The organism is Hymenobacter monticola, from assembly GCF_022811645.1.
GTDB classification, from domain to species: domain Bacteria; phylum Bacteroidota; class Bacteroidia; order Cytophagales; family Hymenobacteraceae; genus Hymenobacter; species Hymenobacter monticola.
This window is the reverse complement of record NZ_CP094534.1, coordinates 4,184,365-4,208,782: the sequence shown is the minus strand read 5'-3', so window position 1 is coordinate 4,208,782 and position 24,418 is coordinate 4,184,365. Positions and strand designations below refer to the sequence as shown.

Genomic DNA, 24,418 nt, shown 5'->3' with positions numbered 1-24,418 from the left:
TTGCCGAACAGTCTACCCCTGTCCGACGCTTCAAACGTACGCATAAAAACTTAGTATTCCCAAATCCCTACGGCTGATTTAATTAATTTTTAACGTTCATCAGCCTCTATTGCGCCTTTTTTCCAAATTTGGGAAGCAAGCAAAATGATGAATATAGATATGCTTTAGGAAGTTACCTCCCGCGTCAGGCGGCGGGCTGAAATTGCCTTTTTGGGAATAATCATTCGAAAAATTAATCCACTTCCACCACCTCGGCGGCGGGCAGCACGTCGGAGGTAATCAGGTCTTTTTCCAGGCGCAGGTTTTCGATGATGAATTCCTGGCGGGCGGGCGTGTTCTTGCCCATGTAGTAGTTCAGCACCTGCTGAATGCTGCGGTCGGACTGCAGAATCACGGGTTCGAGCTTGATGTTCTCGCCGATGAACTTGCCGAACTCGTCAGGTGAAATCTCGCCCAGGCCCTTGAAGCGGGTGATTTCGGGATTTTTGCCCAGCTTCTTCATGGCGGCCTGCTTCTCCTGCTCGTTGTAGCAGTAGATGGTTTCCTTCTTGTTGCGCACCCGGAACAGCGGCGTTTCGAGGATGAACACATGGCCGTTGCGCACGAGGTCGGGGAAGAACTGCAGGAAAAAGGTGAGCAGCAGCAGGCGAATGTGCATACCGTCGACGTCGGCATCGGTGGCCACCACCACGCGGTTGTAGCGCAGGCCTTCGATGCCTTCTTCGATGTTGAGGGCGTGCTGCAGCAGGTTCAGCTCCTCGTTCTCGTACACGATTTTCTTCTTGAGCCCGAAGCAGTTCAGCGGCTTGCCGCGCAGGCTGAACACGGCTTCGAGCTCCACGTTGCGGCTTTTGGTAATGCTGCCGCTGGCCGAGTCGCCCTCGGTGATGAAGAGCGTGGTGAGCGGTTCTTTTTCGGCGCCGTCCTTGGCATTTTCGCCCAGGTGGAAGCGACAGTCGCGTAGCTTGCGGTTGTGCAGGTTGGCTTTTTTGGCGCGCTGGTTGGCCAGCTTCTTCACGCCGGCCATGTCCTTACGTTCGCTCTCGCTCTGCTCGATGCGCTTCTTGAGGGCCTCGGCGGCAACGGGATTCTTGTGCAGGTAGTTGTCGAGCTGCTCCTTCACAAAGTCGACAATGAAGGTGCGCACCGGGCGCACGGGGCCATCGGTGCCCTCCGGCTCCATGTTGATGGAGCCGAGCTTGGTTTTGGTCTGGCTTTCGAACACGGGCTCCTGCACCCGAATCGAAATGGCGCCCACAATGCTGCCGCGGATGTCGGAGGCGTCGTAATCCTTTTTGTAGAACTCGCGCACGGTTTTCACTACGGCCTCGCGGAAGGCGGCCAGGTGGGTACCGCCCTGTGTGGTGTACTGCCCGTTCACGAAGGAATAGTATTCCTCGCCGTAGTCGTTGCCGTGCGTCATCGCCATTTCAATATCCTCCCCTTTCAGGTGGATGATGTCGTAGCGCCGCGCCTCGGGGTCGGTTTTGTCGAGCAGCAGGTCAAGCAGGCCGTTCTTGGCCTCGTAGCGCTGGCCGTTGAAGTGAATGGTGAGGCCGGCGTTGAGGTAGCAGTAGTTGCGAATCTGACTTTCCAGATACTCCGGGATGAAGCGGTAGTTGCGGAAAATCGTGTCGTCGGGCTGGAAGGTGATGAGCGTGCCGTTGCGCTGGCTGGTTTTCTGCGGCTTGGGGTCGGCGGTGAGCTGGCCCTGCGAAAACTCGGCCGCCTTCATCACGCCTTCGCGCACGCTCTGCACCAGAAAGTGGCTGCTCAGCGCGTTCACGGCCTTGGTACCCACGCCGTTGAGGCCCACGGATTTCTGGAACACCTTCGAGTCGTACTTGCCGCCGGTGTTGATTTTGCTTACCACGTCCACCACCTTACCCAACGGGATGCCGCGGCCGTAGTCGCGCACCTGCACGCGGCTGTCCGATATTTTGATGTCGATGGTGCGGCCGTGGCCCATCACGTGCTCGTCGATGCAGTTGTCGACTACCTCTTTCACCAGCACATAGATGCCGTCGTCGGAAGCCGAGCCGTCGCCGAGCTTGCCGATGTACATGCCGGGGCGCAGGCGGATGTGTTCGCGCCAGTCGAGCGAGCGGATGCTGTCTTCGTTGTAGCCGTGGTCAGGGGCCTTGGCGGGCGCGAGCGGTAATTGTTCGTCGTTCATTCCAAAAAATACGTAAGCGGGGCAGTTTGGCAGTAAAATAACGCAGAAAACGGCGGCAAGCCAAGCCGACCCCGCCAAGCAGCTTAGCCAAGCCCGCCAAATTCTTTAGTTGCCAACACCGGCGCCCCGGCCCGGGTTCACGCCACTCGCCTTAACCTCTTCCCAACTTATGATGCCCCCTTCTACGCTCCCGCGCGCCAACAATTTCAACCTGCCCCGCAACATCCCTTCGCCCACGCAGCACCACGCGCCGGCCGAGGTGAAGCAGGCGCCGGTGGTGTACTACACGTTTCTGCTCATCGGCTTGTCGCTGCTGGTGTTTGTGCTGCGCAAGCTCGACGGCGTGCTGCTGCCTATCCTCTATGCCGGGCTGCTGTCGGTGCTGCTGTTGCCGCTCGTAACGCGGCTGGAAGCTCGCAAGGTGCCGCGCATCTGGGCCATCATCATCGCGCTGGTGGTGGTGATTGGGGGTTTGACGGGGCTTTTTTACCTATTCGGTACGCAACTCGCGGGCCTGCGCGACGAGTGGCCCAAGCTGCAGGAAAAGGGCATTATGTTCTTCGACCAGCTGCAGCAGTGGGCCAGCGTCAAGTTTGGCTACCACCCCATGAGCAAGGAAGAACTGATTGATTCTTCCATGAAAAGCATCAAGAAATCGGCGGGCGGCTATCTGGGCTCCACGCTCAGCACCACGGCGGCCGTGTTGAGCGTGACCACGCTGGTACCCATCTACATTTTCTGCTTTCTGTACTACCGCGACCACATGCGGCAGTTCATGTTCCGCTTTGTGGCCCCCGATAAGCGCACCACCGTGCTGCACACCATGGACGGCATCCAGACCGTGGTGCAGGCTTATATTCAGGGGCTGTTCACGGTTATCGTTATTGTGGCGGTGCTCAACGCCATCGGGCTGCTGCTGCTGGGGGTGAAATTCGCCATCTTTTTTGCCATTTTCGCCTCGGTGCTGGCCGTCATTCCTTACATCGGCATCATGATAGGGGCCAGCATTCCGGCCCTGATTACGCTGGTGGAAACCGGCTCTCCGGCCAAAGCGGCGGCCGTAGTCGGCGTGTTTCTGGTGGTGCAGTTTCTGGAGGGCAATTTCATTACGCCCATGGTAACGGGCTCGAAGGTGAGCATCAACCCCATGGCCGCCATCATTGCCCTGATTCTGGGCGGTGAGCTGTGGGGCACGCCGGGCATGATTCTGAGCATTCCGCTGGTGGCCGTGCTCAAAGTGGTGCTCGACTCCAATAAAACGTCCGAGCCCTGGGGTTTTTTGCTCGGCGACGTGGCCGAAGGCGACGAAACCCCCAAAGACAAATCGGACGACAAACCCGGCGGCGTGCGCAAAGCCTGGGGCACGTTCTGGCATATGCTTAAGCGAATGTAGCCATTGTTGGATGGCCGTATTTTGTTGCAACCCCTTGGTGCGCATGCCAGTATAGCCTATCAACTTTCCATTCACCAATTCCTTCCTTTCCAATGGCTACGACCAACAATTCCAACGCCGCCTTCTCCGAACTGCTCGCCATCGCCCACACCGGTGCCAAAGGCTATCAAGAAGCCGCCGAAGGCGCCAGCAATCCCCAAATCAAAGCCGAGCTCAGCCAGCTCTCGCAACAGCGCGCGCAGTTTGAGTCGCAGCTGCAGCAGCAAGCCAACCGCCTGGGCGTGGCCGGCGATGCGGTAGGTGGCGTAGAAGCCGCTGTGACCGAAGCCGCCGCCGCCGTGCACCGCGGCTGGATTAACCTGAAATCGGCCATCACCGGCCAAAGCGACTCGGCCATCCTGGGCGAGTGCGAAACCGGCGACGCCACGGCCCTCACCTACGAAGCCGCGTTGAAATCGGACCTACCCTCCGACGTGCGCTCGGTGGTGGAGCAGCAGCACAGCCAGATTCTGGCCGCTAAAAACAAAATCACCCAGCTGAAAGGCCAAGCGAAATAACGATTAACGGTTGATTAATGGCCTGTTGAAACGCAAATCAACGTCATCATTAATCACTAATCGTTAACCATTAATCACTGAAAAAAGGCAGCCCCTAACGGGCTGCCTTTTTTCTTGCAACCTTCTACCGGGCTAAGTTTGTTAGCTTTTCTACCGACCACTTTCCCGCGCCGCATTGTACGCCATTATCGACCTTGAAACCACCGGCGGGCAGCCCACTCAGGACCGCATCACCGAAATCGCTATCTACATTCACGACGGCGAAAAAATCGTGGACGAGTACGCCACGCTGCTAAACCCGGGCCGGGCCATTCCGCCCTTCATCACGCAGCTCACGGGCATTACCAACGACATGGTGAGCGACGCGCCCAAGTTCCACGAGGTGGCCCGCAAAGTGGTGGAAATGACCGAAGGCTGCGTGTTTGTGGCCCACAACGTGCGGTTTGACTACTCGTTTCTGAAAAAGGAATTTGCGGACTTGGGCTATAACTATTCGCGCAAAACGCTGTGCACCGTGCGCCTCTCGCGCAGCCTCATTCCTGGGCAGCCGAGCTACAGCCTAGGCAAACTGTGCAAGAACATCGGTATTCCGCTGCAGGACCGGCACCGCGCCGCCGGCGATGCCCACGCCACGGCCTTGCTTTTTGGCAAGCTGCTGGCCATCACCAACGAAAGCCAGGACCTGCCCCACGGCCAGGACACCAGCCACACCCTGGCCCGCGTTGATGCCCTGGCCCCCGCCGGCCGCCGGCCCGATGGCACCAAAACGCCCTCCCCTAAGCGCGTGGCTGCCGTGCAAACGGCCATCCGGGAGGCGCTGATGCCGCCGCTGCTGCCGGCGTCGGTGGTGGCCAACCTGCCGCAGGCCACGGGCGTGTACTATTTCCACAACGAAGCCGGGGAGGTGATTTACGTGGGTAAATCCATCAACATCTACAAGCGCATTCAGCAGCACTTTGCGGTGGATGTGAAGTCGCGCAAGAGCTTGGAGTTCAAGAATTCCATTGCCGACATCACCTGGGAGCTGACCGGCTCGGAGCTGGTGGCGCTGCTCTACGAGTCACACCTGATTAAGCACATGAAGCCGGCTTACAACCGCGCGCAGCGGCGCTCCGTGTTTCCAGCGGGCATCTATTTGCGCACCGATGAGCAGGGCTATAAGCGCCTGGCCTACGGCCGCGCTGACGCGCGCAACGCCGAAATTCCCATCATTGCGCTGGGCAACCAGTACAAGGCCCAGGGGTTTCTCTATCACAAGGTGGCCAAGTACAACCTCTGTCAGAAGCTGTGTGGCCTGTACAAAACCAATGGCCCCTGCTTCGACTACCAGGTGCACCGCTGCCAGGGCGCTTGCGTGGGCGAAGAATCGCCGGAGAGCTACAACCTGCGCGTGGACGAGGCCATCGATTCTATCAGCTACGAGCACGAAAGCTTCGTGGTGATTGGACCGGGCCGTACGGAGCTGGAAAAGAGCATTGTGCTGATAGAGAACGGGCGCTACCGCGGTTTTGGCTACGTGGATGAGAGTTTTTCGGCGCGCAAGCTGGCTGATTTCCGCGAGGTCATCACGCCTTATACCGACAACAAGGACATTCAGCAGATTATTCGTAACCACTTGCGCACCAAGCGCAAGGGAGAGAAAGTAAAGGTGTTTGGTTGATTTTAATAAGGAGTTGGGAATTTTCTACATTTACGCAAGTGAATGTCATTACTTTCCCACCTCCTCCTATGAAATACCGGCTACAGTTCTTATTTCTTGGCGGGCTGATGCTGACCTCTGCGTCGGTAGCTCATGCCCAGCTTGGCGGCACCAAAACCATCAATCCTGCCGGCTCCGGAGCTAACAACTACGCCACCTTTGGCGCAGCAGTAACAGCGCTAAACACGGGCGGCGTAGCAGCCGCAGGCGTCACGTTCAACGTGGCGGCGGGCGTGGTATTTGATGAGGTGGTGCCGCCCCTCACGGCCAGCGGCACGGCGGCCGGGCCCCTTATTTTTCAGAAAAGTGGCAGCGGGCTCAATCCTAAAATCCAGGGCACGGGCACGGGCGCGACCGACGCGGCCTTAACCCTGGACGGGGCCGACTACGTGCAGTTTCTGCGCATCGACGTGGAAGACAAGGCGGCCAACACCACGGCTGCGCAGCAACTCGAAAATGGCATACTGCTGCAAAACGGCGCCACCAACAACACCTTCCTGGAAGGCACCGTGACGTTGAACCGGGCCAATACCAACCGCACGAACGGCGTGGCCATGCTCAACGGCGGCAACAATAACAACCACTTTTACGCCCTCACGGTGCAGAACTGCTCCTACGGCTACGACCTGGAAGGCACCGCGGCCCTGCCCGACGACGGGACCGAGATTGGGCCCTTTCCGGGCGCGGGTATTGGCTTCCCCGTGCCCAGCCGCGTGCTCAGCATTGGGGTGCCGCCTGCGGGCACGCCGGGCGGCATCGCCTTTTCCACTTACGGTATCTACCTGAGCCGGCAGACCAACGCCCGCGTGTTCCGGACGGAAGTCAATGGTGTGACGGGCACCAGCGGCGTGTACGGCATCTACTCCACCGGCACCACCAACAGCGTGGACGTGACCGACTGCCGCGTGCACGCCTTGAGCGGCAGCGGCACGGCGGGCATTGTGATGGGCTACTACGTGGGCAGCGGCACCACCCACCGTTTCCTGCGCAACAAGGCCTACGATATTGAGGCGCTGGGCACCAGCGGCTTCGCGGCAGGCTTTGACATTACGGCCGGCACCAATAACTACCTGGCCAACAACATGATTTACGACGTGCGGGCTACTGCCAGCGGCGCGGGCACGTCGGTGCGGGCCTTTAGCTTCCGGGGCGGCAACAGCTACGCTTACCACAATACAGTGGTTATCGGTTACACGGCTACTAATCCGGCCAACAAGAGCGGGGCGCTGTTTATGTCGGGCGGGCAAACGGTGGACTTGCGCAACAACATTTTTGTAAACCTGGTGAGCGGCCTACCCACGGGTGGCGGCGGCATTGCCGCGGCTTTTTTCAAGAATAACACGGTGATGACAAGCCTAGCCACAGGCACTAACAACAACATTTACTACGCCGGCCCGCCGTCGGACGAAAAACCCATTTTCTACGGCGCGGCGGTGGGCGCCACCCCGGCTGGCCTCGACCAGACGCTGGCCCAGTACAAAGCCCGCGTGCCCGCGGTGGAACAGGCTTCCCTCACGGAACTGCCGCCCTTCGTGAATGCCACTACCGACCCGCACCTGCAGGCCGGCCAGCCCACCCGCGCCGAAGGCGGCGGCACCCCGCTTGCCGCCACTGCCCTGCCCGTAGCTACTGACATTGATAACGATACGCGCAACGCCACCCGCCCCGATATTGGCGCCGACGAGGGCAGCTTCACCCCGCTGGCGGCACGGGCGGAGCTGCTTGTTGACTTAATTGCCGAGTTGGCGCCCAACCCCACCGGACGCGGCGACGCCCCGGCCCTGTACCTGAGCGGCCCGGCCAAATTGCTTTCTCTGGCCGTTACCGACGCATTGGGCCGCACGGTAGCGACGGCTCAAACCATACGCCACGCGGCCGGCGCCGAGGCGCTGGCTTTGCCCAAAGGCCTAACGCCAGGCCTGTATGTGGTGCGGTTGCGCGAGTTGGCCACGGGCGCCGCGCTCAGCCGGCAATGGGTGGTGCAATAAGGTTTGGTCTTGGGGTTTGACCCTACGTACTTTTCCAATTTATACTTGGGGAAATACGGATTTAATGAGTAAACCTTCACAAAGGACAACTTAACGCGAGCAGGGGGGTAAGGATTGAGGCATTTCGCACTTTCCACACTTAACCCTTCTCGCTATGTTAGCAATGGATTTTAGGGGCCCCAAGAGGGTCCGCGCCGTTCAAAAGCCCATGCCCACCATCTTGCATCCCGAGGATGCCATTGTGAAGGTGCTGCGCACGTGCATCTGCGGGTCCGACCTGCACCTCTACAACGGGAACGTCCCCGATACCCGCGTCGGCATGACGTTTGGGCACGAATTCGTCGGAGAAATCGTCGAAGTTGGTTCCGAAGTAACCAACGTGAAAGTGGGCGACCGGGTGCTGGTGCCCTTCAACATTGCCTGCGGGCGCTGCATTTTCTGCAAGCAGGGCATGTTCGGCAACTGCCACGAATCTAACTCCGAGGCTACGGCAGTGGGCGGCTTCCTGGGCTATGCGCACACCGGGGGCGGCCACAACGGCGGCCAGGCTGAGTACGCACGGGTGCCTTATGCCAACTTCGGCCCCACGGTCATTCCGGCGGGCATGAGCCTCGACGATGCCGTACTGCTCACCGACATCACCCCGACCGGCTACCAGGCCGCCGAAATGGCCGGCATTCAGCCCGGCGACACGGTGGTGGTGTTTGGCGCGGGTCCGGTGGGCATTATGGCGGCGCGCTGCTGCTGGCTGTTTGGCGCGGGCCGCGTCATCATCATCGACAAGGAAGACTACCGGCTCGAATTCGCCCAGAATTTCGCCAAGTGCGAGGCCTACAACTTCGAGAAGGACATGGATGACCCGGTTATGTTCATCAAAAAGCAAACCGATTGGATTGGAGCCGACGCCTGCATCGACGCCGTAGGGGCCGAGGCCGCTGGCAACGCCATGCAAACCATCACCGGGCGCAAATTGCTGCTACAGGCCGGTTCGGCCACGGCGCTGCACTGGGCCATCAACTCGGTGCGCAAAGGCGGCGTAGTGTCCATCGTGGGCGTGTACGGCCCCACCGACAACCTAGTGCCCATTGGCAACCTGATTAACAAAGGCATCACCATGCGCGGCAACCAGGCCTCGGTGAAGCGCCACCTGCCCCGCCTGATTGACCACGTCATGAACGGCATCCTCAAGCCCAGCGAATTGATTACGCACCGCATCCCGCTGGAGGACGTGGCCGACGGCTATCGCATTTTTTCGGCCAAGCTCGACAACTGCATCAAGCCGGTCCTCATCCCCCCCACTGCTAACGCCTAATGCCGCCCACCATGAAAAAGACCGCAGAAGACTTCGCCCACATCCCCGGCTGGGGCATCGACGCCGACCCTAAAAACGAACCCACCTACCCGAACCGGCACCGGACCGGCGAGGAGCACGAAGGCCGCTCTTGGGTGCGGCCCACCCAACAGGTGCTCGACCGGGAGGTGCTGCACTCCATCGAGCGACCCGACTATACGGCCGTCGTCGGCAACTCGGTACCGCCCTCCGGCCTGAGCGGCATGATTCGGCGCTTCGCCTTCAAGTACAGCGAAAACGAGTACCTGCATTGGCTGCCCCTGCTCATGGCCGATAAGGTGAACGTGGTAGAAGGCATCATCGACGACATCGCCCACGGCACCGTGCCCAACATCTGGGCCGAGAAGGGCTACAATGCCCAGTGGAAACACGACCGTAGCGGCATGCTGGTAAAAATTGCCACGGCCGCGGCCGTAACCGCCGGCCTCGTGTACTGGCTGATGCCGAAAAACGACCGTTCGGACAAGTACGTGGCCCGCGGCAACTACAAATCGGGCAGCAAACGCTAAACAGCCCGATTGCATCTAGCACAAAAAGCCGGCTCTTTGGGCCGGCTTTTTTGCGTCGTGCGGGGTTCTACTATTTCCGCCCCGCAACAATTTCATCTACCACGGCCGGGTCGAGCAGCGTGGTCACGTCGCCCAGGTTGCTGGTTTCGCCCTCGGCCACTTTGCGCAAGATGCGGCGCATGATTTTGCCGGAGCGGGTTTTAGGCAGGCCCGACACAAGCTGAATCTTATCGGGCTTGGCGATTTTGCCGATTTCGGCCACCACCGTTTCGATAATGCTGGCCTCCCACTGCTTGGCTTCGGCGGGGTTTTTGGGCGGGCCGTCCTGGCAGATGATGTAGGCATAAATGCCTTGGCCCTTCACGTCGTGCGGGTAGCCCACTACGGCCGACTCCACCACGTGTTCGTTTTGGTTGATGGCGTTTTCGATTTCGGCGGTGCCGAAGCGGTGGCCGCTCACGTTGATGACGTCGTCGACGCGCCCGATGATGCGGTAAAGTCCTTGCTCGTCGCGCCGGGCGCCGTCGCCGGTGAAATAGTAGCCCGGGTAGGGCTGAAAATAGGTTTGCTGAGCGCGGGCGTGGTCGCCCCAAGTGGTGCGGATGACAGACGGCCAGCTGGCTTTGATGGCCAAGTACCCTTCCTGGTCGTTGCCCTCGATTTCGGTGCCGTCCTGGTTGAGTAGCACGGGCTGCACGCCGGGTAGCGGCAGGCCGGCGCGGGCGGGCACGCTGGGCGTGATGTCGGCCAGGGCCGAGAGCATGATGCCGCCGGTTTCGGTCTGCCACCAAGTGTCGACGATGGGGCAGCGGCCCTTGCCGATGTGCGTGTGGTACCAGTGCCAGGCTTCCTCGTTGATGGGCTCGCCCACCGAGCCGAGCACGCGCAGGCTGCTGAGCGAGTAGCTGAGCACGTTATCCAGCGGGGTGGCCATGAGGCTGCGGATGGCCGTGGGCGCGGTGTAGAAAATGGTGACGTTGTGCTTGTCAATCACCTCCCAGAAACGGCCGGCGTCGGGGTAAGTGGGCACGCCCTCGAACTGCAGGCTGGTACTGCCGGCCAGCAGCGGGCCGTAGAGCAAGTACGTGTGGCCCGTCACCCAGCCGATGTCGGCGGTGCACCAGTACACGTCATTTTCCTCCACCTGAAACACGTTGCGGAAGGTATAGTCGGCCCACACCATGTAGCCGGCGGTGGTGTGCACCACGCCCTTGGGCTTGCCGGTGCTGCCGCTGGTGTAGAGGATGAACAGGGGGTCTTCGGCCTTCATTTCTTCGGCCGGGCAGGTCAGGGGCACGCCCTGGGCTTCTTCGTGGTACCACACGTCGCGGCCGGGCTGCATGTGCACGGGCCAGCCCAGGTGCTCCACCACAATGACGCGGCGCACGCCGGGGCAATGCAGCAGGGCCTCATCGACCACGCTTTTGACCGGAATCTGCTTGGGGCCGCGATTCAGGCCATCGGCCGTGAGCACGAAGTGGGCATCGGCGTCGTTCACGCGGTCGGCAATGGCGGTGGCCGAGAAGCCGGCAAACACCACCGAATGCACCGCCCCGATGCGCGCGCAGGCCAGTACGGCAATGGCCAGCGACGGAATCATGGGCAGGTAGATGATGACCCGGTCGCCTTTCTCGACGCCATTGGCGTGCAGCACATTGGCAAACTGACACACCTGCTGGTACAGCTCGCGGTAGGTCAGGCGCAGGTGGCGGGTTTTGGGGTCGTTGGGCTCGAAGATGAGGGCCAGCTTGTTGCCGCGCTGCGCCAAGTGGCGGTCGAGGCAATTCTCGGTGATGTTGAGGCGGGCGCCCTCGAACCATTTGCTCTCGCCGGCCGGCGAAAACTCGCCGCTGCGCACCGTGTCCCACTTTTTGCGCCAGGTGAAGGGCTCGGCCACTTCGGCCCAGAAGCCGTCGGGGTCCTCAACGGACTTTTGGTAAGCGGCGTGGTATTCTTCAAGCGTGCGAATGCGGAAAGGAGACATGGAGCAATAAATGACGAAGCGAAGAAAGACGGAGTTGGACTAACAAATAGAAGCCTTTTTGCAGACAAAACCACCTTTTAAATAAGTTTTGAGAGGATTCTAGCAAAGAATGAGAGGATTGCAGCCTTCGCCCACAGCGTCAACAGAACCCAGCTGCTGCGCTCAATCCATTATCCGCACGTTGCGGGTGTCCTTCATCAGCGCCGAGCCGATAACCCAACACACCGCCGCAATGATGACCGGATAAACCAGCCCCGTGAGGGCGGCGTGCTCCTGCGCGAAAGAGCCCGCTGGCTGGGCCTGGGCCCAAACGGCAATCCAGGTGGCCACGAGCGGCACGAAGCCACCGAAGATGCCATTGCCAATGTGGTAGGGCACCGAGAGCGAGGTGTAGCGCACCTTGGTGGGAAAGAGCTCGACGAGGTAGGCGGCGATGGGGCCGTACACCATCGTAACGAACAGCACCAGGAAGAAGGTGAGCAGCGTCATCATGGGCAGGTTGGGCGCGAGGGCTTTCTGCACGGTGGCCACGGCCTGGCCGGCGGCGTCCACGGTGGCGGGAGTTACGTCGGTGATGGGGCCGGCAAAGGCTTTGAGGCCATAAAAGAGCGGCACCGTGAACAGGGCAGCGCACAGCATGCCGGCCATGATAATGCGCTTGCGCCCGATGCGGTCGGAAAGAGCCCCAAAGTAGATGAACAGCGGCGTGGCCAGCACCATGCTCACCACCAGCACAATGCTGGCGTCAATCAAATCCAGCTTTAGGGCGTTTTGCATGAAGGAATAGGCATAGAACTGGCTGGTATAGAACACCACGCCCTGGCCCATAGTGGCGCCAAAGAGGGCGATGAGCACGAGGCGGCGGTTCACCGGGTTGAGGAAGGAATCGCGCAGCGGGCTGGTGCTGGTTTTGCCCTCGGCCTTGGCTTTGGCGAACAGCGGCGACTCGTGCAGCTGCTTGCGGATGTAGTAGGAGGCAATAATAAGCACGCCCGAGAGCAGGAACGGGATGCGCCAACCCCAGGTCTTGAAGTCGGCGTCGGGCATGGCTTTTTTGGTGAGCACAATGACGAGAATGCTCAGGATGAGGCCGGCGGTAGCCGTAATCTGGATGTAGCTGGTGAAGTAGCCGCGCCGGTTGTCGGGGGCGTACTCGGCCACGTAGGTGGCGGCCCCGCCGTATTCGCCGCCCAGCGCCAGTCCTTGGAACAGACGCAGCACCAGCACGATGGCCGGCGCCACCCAGCCAATTTTGTCGTAGCTCGGCACCAGGCCGGTGGCCACGGTGGCGCCGCCCATCATGAGCAGTGTCACCAGAAAGGTGTATTTGCGCCCTATCATGTCGCCGATACGGCCAAACACCACGGCCCCAAACGGCCGCACCACAAAGCCAACGCCAAACACGGCCAGCGCCCCCAGTAGCGTTTCCTCCGGCTTGCCCTTCGAGCCAAACAGTACCGGCCCGATGATGGCCGCCAGCGAGCCGAAGATGTAGAAATCGTACCACTCGATGACCGTGCCTACCGATGAGGCCGTTATCACCTGCCAGATTTGACGGGTGGTGGTCGTGTTGTTATCGTGCGCCACGGGTGCGTCCGTTGCGTTGGGTAAACCTTGTTCCATGAACTGCTCGGCGTGATTGGATTTAGATGAGGTATCCGAGCGGCAACATACAACCCAATGGCGGGCGGAACAGAATGGATAGGTGGAGCGCAATTAATACAGGCAAGCTTCGCAACACCCGGCATCGCCTTATCCTCAACTCAAACGCGACCTCAAGGCGCTACCACGGCCAGCAAGGCATCCACGGCCAGCCCCAAGCGGCGCATGTCGAGCCGGGCCAGGGTGTCGGTGGTTTCGTGGTAGCTGCGGTTGCGGTAGAACGCGGTATCGGTGAGCAGCACGGCCGGGTAGCCGAACTTCCAGTAGTTGAGGTGGTCGGAGAAGTCGATGCCCGGCAGCCAGGCCGGCGCCTTGAAGCGCTTTACTGGCAGCGTAGCGGCGGCGCGGTAGCGGCGGGCAAACTGCCGCCCGAAGCGGCCGTTACCGAATTTCTGCGCCACCGTCACGTAGTTGCCGCGGCTGCCATAGATGTATTTCAGCGGGGCGATGGGGTAATGCTGGGTGCCGCGTCGGTCGTCGTAGTAACCCAGCATTTCAAGGGCAACCATGCCGCGCACGGGTACCCCTGCAGCCTTCAGCGCAGCGGCGTGCACGTAGCTGCCCATGTTGCTGGTTCGGAAAAACGGCGGCTCTTCCAGCGTGTAGGCCACCAGGTCGATGCGGTACGGCAGGGTTGGCTGCCGGCCCAACAGACGAGCCAGCTCCAGCAGCGCGGCCACGCCGGTGCCGTTGTCGTCGGCGCCGGGCTGGTCGCCGCACACATCGTAATGCGCCCCGATGATGAGGCGCGGGCCGTCGTTCGGGCCAAAAGAACCGAGGACATTCCGGTAGGTTTGGCCGCGCACCGCGTAGGGCTGCGCCTCTACTTCGTGCGCTCCGGCGGCCCGCAGCTGGCGGGCAATGTAAGCGGCCACCGTGTCGAGCACGGCCGGATGCTGGTAGTTGCGCGGCTGCGGCGTGGTGGTCAGCATCTGCAGGTGCTGGCGCAACCGGAGGGTGTCGGCGCCTTGGTTTTGTGCCAGGGACGGGGCCGTCCAAACCAAGCTGGCCAGCACCAGCAGCCCCTGTAAAGTCCGTTTCATGCGGCCAAGCTACTTAGCTTTGACCAACCGTTTCTTCTCTGCGCATTTTCCCGCTCATGCCCGCTCCCGCTCCGTCGTTTCACTCCCTCACCCCTGCCGACCTCACGCCCGCTCAGTGGCACCCCTTTATGGTGGGGGCCGTGGCCCCGCGCCCGGTGGCCTTCGCCAGCACCGTCGACGCCGAAGGCCGCGTGAACCTGAGCCCCTACAGCTTCTTCAACGCCTTCAGCGCCAACCCGCCCATCCTCGTGTTCTCGCCCGCCAACCGCGTGCGCGACAACACCCAGAAGCACACGCTACAAAACGTGCGCGAGGTGCCCGAAGTCGTCATCAACATCTGCGATTTCGCGCTCGTGGAGCAGATGTCGCTAGCCAGCACCGAGTACGAAAAGGGCGTCAACGAATTCACCAAAGCCGGCCTCACCGAGCTGGCTTCAGAGCAGGTGCGCCCGCCCCGCGTGGCCGAAGCCCCGGCCGCCTTCGAGTGCGTGGTGGAACAAATCATCGAGCTGGGCCAGAACCACGGCGCCGGCAACCTCATCATCTGCCGCGTGGTGCGCGCCCACTTCCGCCAGGACATCCTCCTGCCCGACGCCACCGGCATCGACCCCTTCAAGCTCGACGCCGTGGCCCGCCTCGGCGGCGACTGGTACTGCCGGGCCAGCGGCGCCAGCCTCTTCGAGGTGCCCAAGCCCAACCGCCACATCGGCATCGGCATCGACCAGCTGCCCGAGCACCTACGCAACTCCGACGTGCTCACCGGCAACGAGTTGGGCCGCCTCGCCAACATCGAGCGCAACGCCCTGCCCACGCCGGAGCAGGTGGAGGAGTTTAAAGCCGAGCCGATGGTGGCTTACCTGATTAATAAATACCGCGATGACGCGCCGGAGCTTGAGAAACAATTGCTAAACCTGGGGCGGCAGTTTCTGGCGGAAGGGCGATTGGTGGAAGCGTGGAAGGTGCTACTAATTAAATGATTCAAAATCAGCCAATTCCATAGTGCCCCGGCAATTTATAATTAGCATTAAAACAATTTTCCAATACTACTTACACTGTTATGATGAGCTACAACTTTTACACCGGAATACTATGTTTAATTACGGGCATATTTTTCAATGTAACTCATTCTAAAGCGCAAGACATTATCCTTCGCAATGAAAGATTTTACTTCGACGAAAAAATAATTCAACGATACAAAGACAGTCTGCATCATGATAATAAGCTGTATTCTTTTGTAGTGTTTGTAACCAATAATAAGCACAAGCAGGAAACCTACCTAATCTGGTTCAAAGGTATGATAACCAAGGCAGTCAAAGTAACAGATACAACCATTACCAAACCCCTTTCGATTCCAAATAATAACTTTTCAAGTCTCCTTCACGCCGAAAAGCTTGCTATCAGAAAATCAGAAGACCGGATAAAGTTTATTCCCCCAATTAACGCAGCGACTACAGACGTTGCTATTATTGACCTTCACAACAACCATTTTTTCGTAGAACAAGGCCAGGGAACCGGCTACAAGTTGAGCGTTTCCAAAGCATTAGACCGGAAAATATTTTTCCAAACCCTCAAGAAAGACCTTGCCCCACTGAACAATTTATGGCAAATAAGTCACACGTACAAGCGTTATGAGTAGGGCAACCCAAGGAGGATATACTAACTGTTTCAACCAGGAGCATCAGGTAATTGCAAAGCATTACCAAAATTTAAAATAACGCAAACCCAATAATTAATTACGCACTGCAATCAACAATCCCAACTCCTTGTACCGCAGGTTAAATTTCTTGGCAATCATTGAGTTGGTGAGCGAGCCGCGGTAGATGTAGACGCCGCTGCGGAAATGCTCATTGGTAAACAGCACTTCGTTGATGCCGCCGTGCTGGCTGATTTCCTGCAGGATGGGCGTGAAGATGTTGCTCAGCGCGTTGGTAGCGGTGCGCGGCACGCGCGAGGCAATGTTGGGCACGCTGTAGTGAATTACGTCGTACTTGCGGAACACCGGGTTGCTGTGGCTGGTCATCTCGCTGGTTTCGAAGCAGCCGCCCTGGTCGATGCTCACGTCGATGATGATGGAGCCCGGCGACATGCTGGCCACCATTTCCTCGGGCACCATGAAGGGAATGCGGCCGTCTTCTACCGCCAGTGCCCCGATTACCACGTCGGCCCGGCGGATTTGCTGGCTCAGGGCAAACGTATCCAGGGTACTGGTGTAGAGCTGCATGCCCAGGTTGTGCTTGAGGCGGCGCAGCTTGTAGAGGTGGTTGTCGAACACCTTCACCTCGGCCCCAAGGCCGGTGGCGGCGCGGGCGGCGTACTCGGCCACCGTGCCGGCCCCCAGAATAACCACCTGCGACGGCGGCACGCCCGTGATGCCGCCCAGGATAATGCCCTTGCCCTCGTTGGAGCGGGCCAGGTATTCGGCCGCAATCAGCATCACCGTCGAGCCGGCGATTTCGCTCATGGCGCGCACCACGGGGCGGGCGCCGCTGGGGTCCTTCATCAGCTCGAAGCCGATGGCGTTGATTTTCTTGCGCGAGAGGGCCGCGATGTATTCCGGCGTCATCGAGCCCATTTGCAGGGCCGAAATCAGGGTTTGTCCGGCGTGCAGCAGTTCAATTTCCTCCAGCGTGGGCGGCGCCACTTTCAGCAGAATGTCGGCCTTGAATACCTCTTCGGTAGAATAGGCAATCTGGGCGCCGGCCTCGGAGTAGGCATGGTCGGCGTACTTGCTGGGCTCGCCAGCGCCGGCCTCCATCACCACTTCGTGGCCGGCGCTCACGAGGTGCTGCACGGCTTCGGGTGTGAGGCCGAGGCGGTTTTCCTGCAGCGAGGTTTCGCGCGGCAGGCCGATGAAGAGCTTGCGCTTGCGCGTTTCCACGGCCAGCATCGATTCCTGGGTGAAATAGGCGCGGCTCGTGGCCAGGGACTCAAAACCGGAAGGTAGCTGCTCGGGCATCTTGAAGAATGATAAACGATGTTTTCCTAATCATTAATTTACAAATAGCAAGGCTGACTCAATCGAAATAAGAAGCAGGCATTTTTAAATATCAATCAATAATTTTCAATTCTACTTCCCGGCTTTGGTCTTCGCGCACTTCGAGGCGCACTTCGAGCCGGGGCATGGGCAATAAATCGGCCACGCGGGCGGGCCATTCTACTAGGCAAAGATACCCCGAATCGAAGTACTCGACGGCCCCCATCTGTTCAGCTTCCGCCACAGAATTGATGCGGTAAAAGTCGAAGTGGTACACGGGCTGCTGGCGACCGTCGCGGTACTCGTTCACCAGCGCAAAGGTGGGGCTGCTCACGTCGTCGGCCACGCCGAGCGCGGCGGCCAGCGCGCTGATGAGGGTGGTCTTGCCCGCCCCCATCTCGCCCTCGAAGGCCACCACGGTGCAGCCGGATTCGGTGATGGCAGTGGAAAGTGCCTGGGCGGCAATGGGCAGGTCGGCCAGCGTGGCCACGGCGATAGTTTGGGGGAGCATAGCGCAAATTTACCGGCCGCCGGCCGGAAGCCGCGCTCAGTTCTTGGATAATCGGGGCGCAAGCCACACCTTTACACTTTACTTCCCGGCCTAAAGTGGTCAGCCCAAAGCGGCTAGCACTTATTTTGCCAGGCGCTTGCCCTGCCCCAACTGCTTCCTGCCTCTACCCCGAGTCCCCGCATGCCTTTCCATCTACCCCCCTGTCTACCTGCAGTACCCCCCATTCCGGGCCGCTGGGTGGTATGCGGGCTCTTGCTGCTGGCGGCTCCGGTGGCACTCCCGGCCCAAAGCCTGCCGGCGGTGAGTGGCACGGTGCAGGCCTCGGCGGGCGCCCTGATTGCGTATGCAACCGTAACGCTGCACCGAGCGGCCGATTCGGTGGTCGTGAAAACCGAGTTCAGCGACGAGCAAGGGGCTTTTCGCCTTGAAGCGCTGGCCGGCCGGCGCTACCTGGTATCGGTGAGTCAGGTGGGCTATGCGCGGCACTGGGGCGAGGCGTTTGAGCTCATCCGTTCGGGAGTGGTGCTCCCGCCCATCAGGCTGGTCACCAGCCAGGCCACGGCCCTGAAAGAAGTGACCGTGACGGCCCGCAAGCCGCTGTATGAGCACCAGGCCGGCCGCACGGTGGTGAATGTGGCCGACAGCCCACTCTCAGCCGGGGCCACGACGCTGGACGTGCTGGGCCGCGCGCCGGGCGTGACGCTGGACGCCAGCAACAACCCAAGTCTTCGGGGCCGCCAGGGCTTGCTGGTGGTGGTCGACGGCAAGCGCGTGCCGCTGACGGGCGAGGATTTGGCCAGCTACCTGCGCGCCCTGCCCGCCGAGCAGGTGCAAAGCGTGGAGCTGCTCACCAATCCGCCCGCGCAATACGACGCCCAGGGCGGCGCGGGCGTCATCGCCATCAATCTCAAAAAGGACCAGCGCCTGGGCACCAACGGCAGCGCCAACGCCAGCTACGGCCGGGGCGAATACGGCAAGCTCACGGCCGGCCTCAGTCTCAACCACCGCCGCAAAAACATAAATTACTTCGGCAATTACACCTACACCAACCGCCGCGATTTTGCTCGTCAGGAGTTCGACCGGCAGTATGCAGCGGCGGGAGCGCTGCCGGCGGCGCGCGGTAGCATTGTGGGCAAGCGCGTGCTGGATTTGGCATCGCACAGCGCCAAACTCGGCGCGGACATCAACCTGACGAAAGCTTCCCTGCTGGGCTTGTCGCTGACCGGCCTTCTCAGCCAGACCAACACGGCAAACTCCAGCCAAACCCAATTTGAAGACGCCGGGGGGGCGCTAATCGGTGGTAACAGCTCCACCACGCGGCAGGATATCCGGCGGCCCAGCGGCAGCGCCAATGTTAATTTTCGCCACGCCTTTGCCGACTCGGCTGCGGCCGCGGCACTCTCGGCCGACGCGGATTTTGCCCACTACAATACCCGGCGTACGCTCGCCCTTGCCACCTTTTCCCACTACCTGGCGGCAGGACCCAGCCTGCTCACGGGCGACCAGCTCAGCGAGCTGCAAATTGCGGCCGTGAAGATTGATTACACTCGGCCCCTGCCTCGTCGGGCCCGCCTCGATGTGGGCGCGAAAACCACGCTGGTGAATTCAGCAAACAACGTGGCTTTTCTCAACGAGGGGGTGTACGATTCGTCGATTTCTACCAATTTCAACTACCAGGAGAAGGTGCAGGCCGTGTATGCCAGCCTGCGCGGCGCGGCCACCAAAACCACTTTCCAGGCGGGGCTGCGCGCCGAGCAGGCCACCATCCGCACCGAGACGGACGGCGAGCTGCTCCGGGAGCAGAACTACCTGCAATTCTTCCCCTCGGCCTCGGTGCAGCGCACCCTCAACGCCCAGCACACGCTGGCCCTGACGGCCAGCCGCCGCATCGACCGGCCCAACTACGGCCAGCTAAACCCCTTGCGCTCCTACTTCGACGCCACCTCGTACCGCTCCGGCAACCCGGATTTGGTGGCCCAGACAAGCTACAATGTTGAGCTGATGCACACCTTCCGCCAGAAGTTCAGCACCACTCTCAGCTACGCCCAAACCGACAAGCCCATTGTGACGGTGGTGCAGCCCGCCCCCGATGGTGGGCGGCTGGTGGTGAACCGCGACGTAAACCTGACCACCCACAACTACTACGCCCTGACCCTCACCGCGCCCCTGGAACCGGCGAAATGGTGGACGCTATACGCCAACGGCGTATTCTACTACTCGCGGTTCCGGGGCTATCTGGCCGGCACGGCCCTCGACCGCCAGCAGCCGGCGTGCATTCTCACCGCCAGCAACACCTTCAGCCTGCCCCGCAGCTGGTCGGGCGAGCTCAGCGGCACGTTTCAGTCAGGCGAAATATGGGGTTTTGAACGGGCGCGGGCGCGCGGACAGCTGCTGCTGGGCGTGCAGCGCAGCTTCTGGGCCAAGCAGGCCACCCTGCGGCTGAACGTGGCCGACGTGCTCTATACCGCGCCCATCCGGTCCACGTCGGTTTACGACGGCTTCACCGAAAGCTTTCGGCTGCGCCAGGACACGCGCGTGGCCACGGTGGCCTTCACCTACCGATTTGGCAGCAGCAAGGTGGCCGCCGCCCGCAAGCGGGCCGCCGGCGCCGACGACGAGCTGCGCCGCGCCGGCGGGCTATGAGGACTTCGGCTTGATTAATGAGGAATCAGGAAGGAAAAACAGCAAACGGTGACGCCGCATTCTTCATTCCTGATTCCTCATTAAGCGAAGCGACCTGTACCTTCGCGGCCAGTGCGGCCCCATCGGCCCGCCCCTCTTTTCTATGCAAGTATCAAAGATGGCCGCCGGACTGAGCGGCTCCGAAATCATTCGCATCGGCAACCAGGTAAGCGAGCAGGTGCGCCAGGGCGCCAACATCTGCAACCTGACCATCGGCGATTTCGACCCCAAAATTTTTCCCATCCCGGCCGGGCTGAACCAAGGCATCACCCAGGCTTACGAAGCGGGCCTCACCAACTACCCGCCCGCCGCCGGCATCAACGAGTTGCGCCAATCGGTTTCCGATTTCCTGCAAACGCGCCAGGGACTTGCCTACGGCCCCAACGACATCCTGATTGCCGGCGGCTCGCGTCCGCTCATCTACGCCACCTACCGCACCCTGGTAGACGCCGGCGACCGGGTGATTTTCCCGCTGCCAAGCTGGAACAACAACCACTACTGCCACCTCACCGGGGCCACGCCCGTGGCCGTGCCCACCCGCGCCGAAAATAACTTCATGCCCACCGCCGCCGACCTGGCCCCGCACGTGCCGGGCGCCACCCTGCTGGCGTTGTGCTCGCCGCTGAACCCCACCGGCACGGTTTTCTCGAAGCAGGGCCTGGAGGAAATCTGCGACCTGGTGATTGCCGAGAACAAGCGCCGCAGCCCTGAGGAAAAGCCGCTCTACATCCTGTACGACCAGATTTACTGGCTGCTCACCTTCGGCGACACCCAGCACCACGACCCCGTGACGCTGCGCCCCGAGCTGCGCGACTACGTCATTTACATCGACGGCATCTCGAAGTGCTTCGCTGCCACCGGTGTGCGCGTGGGCTACAGCTTCGGGCCAACGGCCATCATCGAAAAGATGAAGTCCATTCTGGGCCACGTGGGCGCCTGGGCACCCAAGGCTGAGCAGGTGGCCACGGCCCACTTCATGCCCGATGCCGCTGCAGTCGACGCCTTTCTGGGCGACATGAAAAACCGCCTGCAAACGTCCCTGCAAGCCTTGTTCTCCGGTTTGAAAGCGCTGCAGGCCCAGGGCTACCCGGTGGATGCCGTAGCTCCGGCCGGCGCCATCTACCTCACTGCAAAGATTGACGTGCTGGGCCGCACCGCCCCCGACGGCACTGTACTCAGCACCACTGCCGAGCTTACCTCCTACTTAATTTCAGAAGCCAAACTGGCCCTGGTGCCCTTCTCGGCTTTCGGCTCGCCGGCCACGGAGCCGTGGTTCCGCGCCTCGGTGGGGGCGGAAACGGTAGCGTCCATTCAGGCCGCGCTGCCGCGTCTGAAGGCGGCACTTGACCAGCTTAAGTAGACCCGAATTGACTTTCTGAACGGCTGTCGGGCCGGTGCTGCGCAGAAGCAGTGCCGGCCCGACAGCCGTTTGCTTTGGTAGAAATGACTCCATTCAGTAAATAAATAAGGCATTGGTCGAAAAAAGGGCCCGGCGCAGTTGGCAGGGGGTAATTTTGCCTCCTCACGCTTTGCGCTCGTTTTATGTACCTACGTTTTCCTTTGCTGGGCTTGTGCCTGCTACTGCTTCTTTTAGGCAGCGGGCCAGCCCGGGCCCAAGGCCGCGTCACGCTTAGCGGGACGGTGAAAGATGCTTCCTCGGGTGAAAACCTGAGCGGGGCCACCATTCGGGTGGTGGAGTTGCCCGGCGTGGGCACCGGGGCCAATGCTTACGGATTTTTTACGCTCACGGTGCCGGCGGGCACCTACACGGTCGAGGTCAGCTTTGTGGGTTTCAGTACCCAAAAGCGCAGCGTGACGGCCACCGCCAGCCAGCGGCTCGACTTCAAGCTGGCGCCCGGCGGCAGCGAACTGACCGAAGTGGTGGTGACGGCCCGCAGCACCGACGCCGGCATCAGCAAGGCCCAAATGGGCGTCGAAACCATTGACTTGAAGCAAATTGCCAAGGTGCCGGTGCTTTTTGGCGAGAAGGACGTCATCAAGACGCTGACCCTGCTGCCAGGCATCAAGAGCGCCGGCGAGGGCAGCAGCGGCTTCACGGTGCGCGGCGGGGCCGTGGACCAGAACCTGATTTTGCTGGACGAGGCGCCGGTATATAACGCCTCGCACCTGCTGGGCTTCTTCTCGACGTTCAACTCCGACGCCATCAAGGACCTGACCGTGTACAAGGGCGGCATGCCCGCGCAGTACGGTGGGCGGCTGTCCTCGGTGGTGGATATCAAGATGAAGGACGGCAACAACCAGCAGCTGCACGGCAGCGGCGGCATCGGGCTCATTGCCTCACGCCTGGCGCTGGAAGGGCCCATCATCAAGGACAAGGGCTCGTTTTTGGTGACGGCCCGGCGCACCTACGCCGATATCTTTCTCAAGCTGTCCTCTAACCCCACCACGCGCCAGTCGAGCCTGTATTTCTACGACCTCAACGCCAAGGCCAACTATGTGCTGAACGAGCGCAACCGGGTATTTTTCTCGGGCTATTTGGGGCGCGACGCGTTGGGTTTCAGCAACACCTTTGGCCAGACCTACGGCAACCAAACCGGCACGCTGCGCTGGAACCACCTGTTCACGGACCGTATTTTTTCAAATACCTCACTGATTTTCAGCAAGTACGATTATCAGATTAAAATTTCCTCGAACGACCGGAATTTCAGCATCGATTCCAAAATTCAGGACTGGAATTTGAAGCAGGACTTCGAGTTTTACCCCAGCTCGGCGCAGACGCTTCGGTTTGGCGGGCAGGCCATCTACCATACCATCACGCCGGGCCACGTCACGGCCGATGCTTCCTCGGGCATCAACGCCACGGCGGACAAAACGAACTACTCACTGGAAACGGCGGCCTACGTGTCGCACGACTGGCAGGCCGCGCCACGCCTCAACTTCACCACCGGCCTGCGACTGTCGGCGTTCAGCTTGCTGGGGCCGGGCACCTATTCCAGCTACGACGCAGCCGGCAACGTGCTGGCCGCCACCGACTACGCCCGCAATAAATTCCTGAAAACCTATGTGAAGCTGGAGCCCCGCTTCGCCGCCAGCCTGCAGCTGAATGAGGCCAGCTCGGTGAAGGCCAGCTACGCCCGCAACGTGCAGAACCTGCACCTGCTCAGCAACGCCAACGCCTCCTCGCCCACCGACCTCTACATCCCCACCAGCTTCAACGTGAAGCCTGAAGTGGCCGACCAGGTATCGGCCGGTTACTACCGCACGCTGGGGGCCAAGAAAGGGTATTCAATGACCGTCGAAGCCTACTACAAGGACCTGCAAAACCAGCTTGACTACCGCGACGGCACCCAGCTCCAGGGTAATTTCGACGTGGAAGCCAGCCTGCTCTACGGCACTGGCCGGGCTTACGGCATCGAGTTTTTGGTGCGCAAGGACGTGGGCCGCCTCAGCGGCTGGCTGGGCTACACATTGAGCCGCTCGGAGCGCAAATTTACCGAAATCAACCAGGGCGTCTACTTCCCCTCGCGCCAGGACCGCACCCACGACCTGTCGGTGGTGGCCATCTACCAGCTCAACCCGAAGTGGAGCTTCTCGGGCACCTTCGTGACGAGCACCGGCAATGCCGTGACCTTCCCGGTAGGCAAATACCAGATTGGCAACCAGATAGTGAGTTACTTCGGCCGACGCAACGCCGACCGTATGCCCTACTACCAGCGCCTTGACCTGGGCGCCACTTATGAGAAGCCCCACCAGGAAGGCCACCGCTTCCACAGCAGCTGGACGTTCTCGGTGTATAATGCCCTGGGCCGCGAAAATGCCTACAGCATCCGCTTTGAGGCCGACCCCAACGACCCCAGCCGCACCCGCGCCGTGCAAACGGCCCTGTTCAAGTTCATCCCCTCGGCCACCTACAATTTCAGCTTCTAAG

Annotated in this window: 17 protein-coding genes; 11 read left to right on the top strand and 6 right to left on the bottom strand. The window is 60.7% G+C overall.

Annotated features, from left to right (window positions below; translation table 11 throughout):
* Positions 1–232 precede the first annotated feature (232 nt).
* Positions 233–2,176, bottom strand: a complete 1,944-nt coding sequence (locus tag MTP16_RS17450; RefSeq protein WP_243512272.1) for a DNA topoisomerase IV subunit B — start codon at positions 2,174–2,176, stop codon at positions 233–235.
* Positions 2,177–2,345: 169 nt separating this feature from the next.
* Between MTP16_RS17450 and MTP16_RS17445 the strand changes: the two genes are divergently transcribed.
* From MTP16_RS17445 to MTP16_RS17420, 6 genes are all read left to right on the top strand, one after another.
* Positions 2,346–3,569 (top strand): AI-2E family transporter, encoded by a 1,224-nt coding sequence (locus tag MTP16_RS17445; RefSeq protein ID WP_243512270.1) that lies wholly within the window; start codon positions 2,346–2,348, stop codon positions 3,567–3,569.
* Positions 3,570–3,661: 92 nt separating this feature from the next.
* Positions 3,662–4,126, top strand: coding sequence for a PA2169 family four-helix-bundle protein (locus MTP16_RS17440; RefSeq protein ID WP_243512268.1), 465 nt, complete (start codon positions 3,662–3,664; stop codon positions 4,124–4,126).
* A 175-nt stretch (positions 4,127–4,301) separates the two neighbouring features.
* Complete coding sequence (locus MTP16_RS17435; RefSeq protein WP_243512265.1) at positions 4,302–5,786, top strand: exonuclease domain-containing protein; 1,485 nt, start codon at positions 4,302–4,304, stop codon at positions 5,784–5,786.
* 68 nt (positions 5,787–5,854) lie between these two features.
* A complete protein-coding gene (locus MTP16_RS17430) occupies positions 5,855–7,813 on the top strand; it encodes a right-handed parallel beta-helix repeat-containing protein (RefSeq protein WP_243512263.1) in 1,959 nt (652 codons plus the stop codon).
* Between the two features lie 154 nt (positions 7,814–7,967).
* On the top strand, positions 7,968–9,125 hold the full coding sequence (locus MTP16_RS17425) for a zinc-dependent alcohol dehydrogenase (RefSeq protein WP_243512260.1): 1,158 nt from the start codon (positions 7,968–7,970) through the stop codon (positions 9,123–9,125).
* Positions 9,126–9,136: 11 nt separating this feature from the next.
* Entirely contained in the window at positions 9,137–9,673 is a 537-nt protein-coding gene (locus tag MTP16_RS17420; RefSeq protein ID WP_243512258.1) for a hypothetical protein, read from the top strand.
* 70 nt (positions 9,674–9,743) lie between these two features.
* Here MTP16_RS17420 and acs read toward each other — a convergent pair whose 3' ends face one another.
* From acs to MTP16_RS17405, 3 genes are all read right to left on the bottom strand, one after another.
* Positions 9,744–11,657, bottom strand: coding sequence for an acetate--CoA ligase (gene acs / locus MTP16_RS17415; protein WP_243512256.1), 1,914 nt, complete (start codon positions 11,655–11,657; stop codon positions 9,744–9,746).
* 162 nt (positions 11,658–11,819) lie between these two features.
* Positions 11,820–13,280: an MFS transporter gene (locus tag MTP16_RS17410; RefSeq protein WP_243512253.1), complete on the bottom strand. Its 1,461-nt coding sequence runs from the start codon at positions 13,278–13,280 to the stop codon at positions 11,820–11,822.
* A 152-nt stretch (positions 13,281–13,432) separates the two neighbouring features.
* On the bottom strand, positions 13,433–14,362 hold the full coding sequence (locus MTP16_RS17405; RefSeq protein WP_243512250.1) for a M28 family peptidase: 930 nt from the start codon (positions 14,360–14,362) through the stop codon (positions 13,433–13,435).
* A gap of 56 nt (positions 14,363–14,418) precedes the next feature.
* On the opposite strand from MTP16_RS17405, the gene MTP16_RS17400 reads away from it, so the two are divergent.
* Together MTP16_RS17400 and MTP16_RS17395 are read left to right on the top strand one after the other, a co-directional pair.
* Entirely contained in the window at positions 14,419–15,339 is a 921-nt protein-coding gene (locus MTP16_RS17400; RefSeq protein WP_243512248.1) for a flavin reductase family protein, read from the top strand.
* Positions 15,340–15,419: 80 nt separating this feature from the next.
* A complete protein-coding gene (locus MTP16_RS17395) occupies positions 15,420–15,998 on the top strand; it encodes a hypothetical protein (protein WP_243512245.1) in 579 nt (192 codons plus the stop codon).
* A gap of 93 nt (positions 15,999–16,091) precedes the next feature.
* Here the strand turns inward: MTP16_RS17395 and MTP16_RS17390 are convergent, their stop codons facing one another.
* Together MTP16_RS17390 and tsaE are read right to left on the bottom strand one after the other, a co-directional pair.
* Complete coding sequence (locus MTP16_RS17390; RefSeq protein WP_196284706.1) at positions 16,092–17,318, bottom strand: alanine dehydrogenase; 1,227 nt, start codon at positions 17,316–17,318, stop codon at positions 16,092–16,094.
* A gap of 91 nt (positions 17,319–17,409) precedes the next feature.
* Complete coding sequence (gene tsaE / locus MTP16_RS17385) at positions 17,410–17,847, bottom strand: tRNA (adenosine(37)-N6)-threonylcarbamoyltransferase complex ATPase subunit type 1 TsaE (RefSeq protein ID WP_243512243.1); 438 nt, start codon at positions 17,845–17,847, stop codon at positions 17,410–17,412.
* 270 nt (positions 17,848–18,117) lie between these two features.
* On the opposite strand from tsaE, the gene MTP16_RS17380 reads away from it, so the two are divergent.
* From MTP16_RS17380 to MTP16_RS17370, 3 genes are all read left to right on the top strand, one after another.
* Positions 18,118–20,490, top strand: coding sequence for a TonB-dependent receptor (locus tag MTP16_RS17380; RefSeq protein ID WP_243512241.1), 2,373 nt, complete (start codon positions 18,118–18,120; stop codon positions 20,488–20,490).
* A gap of 142 nt (positions 20,491–20,632) precedes the next feature.
* Complete coding sequence (locus tag MTP16_RS17375) at positions 20,633–21,889, top strand: pyridoxal phosphate-dependent aminotransferase (RefSeq protein ID WP_243512237.1); 1,257 nt, start codon at positions 20,633–20,635, stop codon at positions 21,887–21,889.
* A 182-nt stretch (positions 21,890–22,071) separates the two neighbouring features.
* The gene (locus tag MTP16_RS17370; protein ID WP_243512234.1) at positions 22,072–24,417 is read left to right on the top strand and encodes a TonB-dependent receptor; all 2,346 of its coding nucleotides are present in this window, start codon (positions 22,072–22,074) and stop codon (positions 24,415–24,417) included.
* The last annotated feature ends 1 nt before the right edge of the window (position 24,418 follow it).

What these genes read in the sequence shown, in the direction of transcription:
- MTP16_RS17450 (WP_243512272.1), bottom strand. Translation starts at nt 2,176, where the DNA reads ATGAACGACGAACAATTACCGCTCGCGCCCGCCAAGGCCCCTGACCAC.
- MTP16_RS17445 (WP_243512270.1), top strand. Translation starts at nt 2,346, where the DNA reads ATGATGCCCCCTTCTACGCTCCCGCGCGCCAACAATTTCAACCTGCCC.
- MTP16_RS17440 (WP_243512268.1), top strand. Translation starts at nt 3,662, where the DNA reads ATGGCTACGACCAACAATTCCAACGCCGCCTTCTCCGAACTGCTCGCC.
- MTP16_RS17430 (WP_243512263.1), top strand. Translation starts at nt 5,855, where the DNA reads ATGAAATACCGGCTACAGTTCTTATTTCTTGGCGGGCTGATGCTGACC.
- MTP16_RS17425 (WP_243512260.1), top strand. Translation starts at nt 7,968, where the DNA reads ATGTTAGCAATGGATTTTAGGGGCCCCAAGAGGGTCCGCGCCGTTCAA.
- MTP16_RS17420 (WP_243512258.1), top strand. Translation starts at nt 9,137, where the DNA reads ATGAAAAAGACCGCAGAAGACTTCGCCCACATCCCCGGCTGGGGCATC.
- acs (WP_243512256.1), bottom strand. Translation starts at nt 11,657, where the DNA reads ATGTCTCCTTTCCGCATTCGCACGCTTGAAGAATACCACGCCGCTTAC.
- MTP16_RS17410 (WP_243512253.1), bottom strand. Translation starts at nt 13,280, where the DNA reads ATGGAACAAGGTTTACCCAACGCAACGGACGCACCCGTGGCGCACGAT.
- MTP16_RS17405 (WP_243512250.1), bottom strand. Translation starts at nt 14,362, where the DNA reads ATGAAACGGACTTTACAGGGGCTGCTGGTGCTGGCCAGCTTGGTTTGG.
- MTP16_RS17400 (WP_243512248.1), top strand. Translation starts at nt 14,419, where the DNA reads ATGCCCGCTCCCGCTCCGTCGTTTCACTCCCTCACCCCTGCCGACCTC.
- MTP16_RS17395 (WP_243512245.1), top strand. Translation starts at nt 15,420, where the DNA reads ATGATGAGCTACAACTTTTACACCGGAATACTATGTTTAATTACGGGC.
- MTP16_RS17390 (WP_196284706.1), bottom strand. Translation starts at nt 17,318, where the DNA reads ATGCCCGAGCAGCTACCTTCCGGTTTTGAGTCCCTGGCCACGAGCCGC.
- tsaE (WP_243512243.1), bottom strand. Translation starts at nt 17,847, where the DNA reads ATGCTCCCCCAAACTATCGCCGTGGCCACGCTGGCCGACCTGCCCATT.
- MTP16_RS17375 (WP_243512237.1), top strand. Translation starts at nt 20,633, where the DNA reads ATGCAAGTATCAAAGATGGCCGCCGGACTGAGCGGCTCCGAAATCATT.
- MTP16_RS17370 (WP_243512234.1), top strand. Translation starts at nt 22,072, where the DNA reads ATGTACCTACGTTTTCCTTTGCTGGGCTTGTGCCTGCTACTGCTTCTT.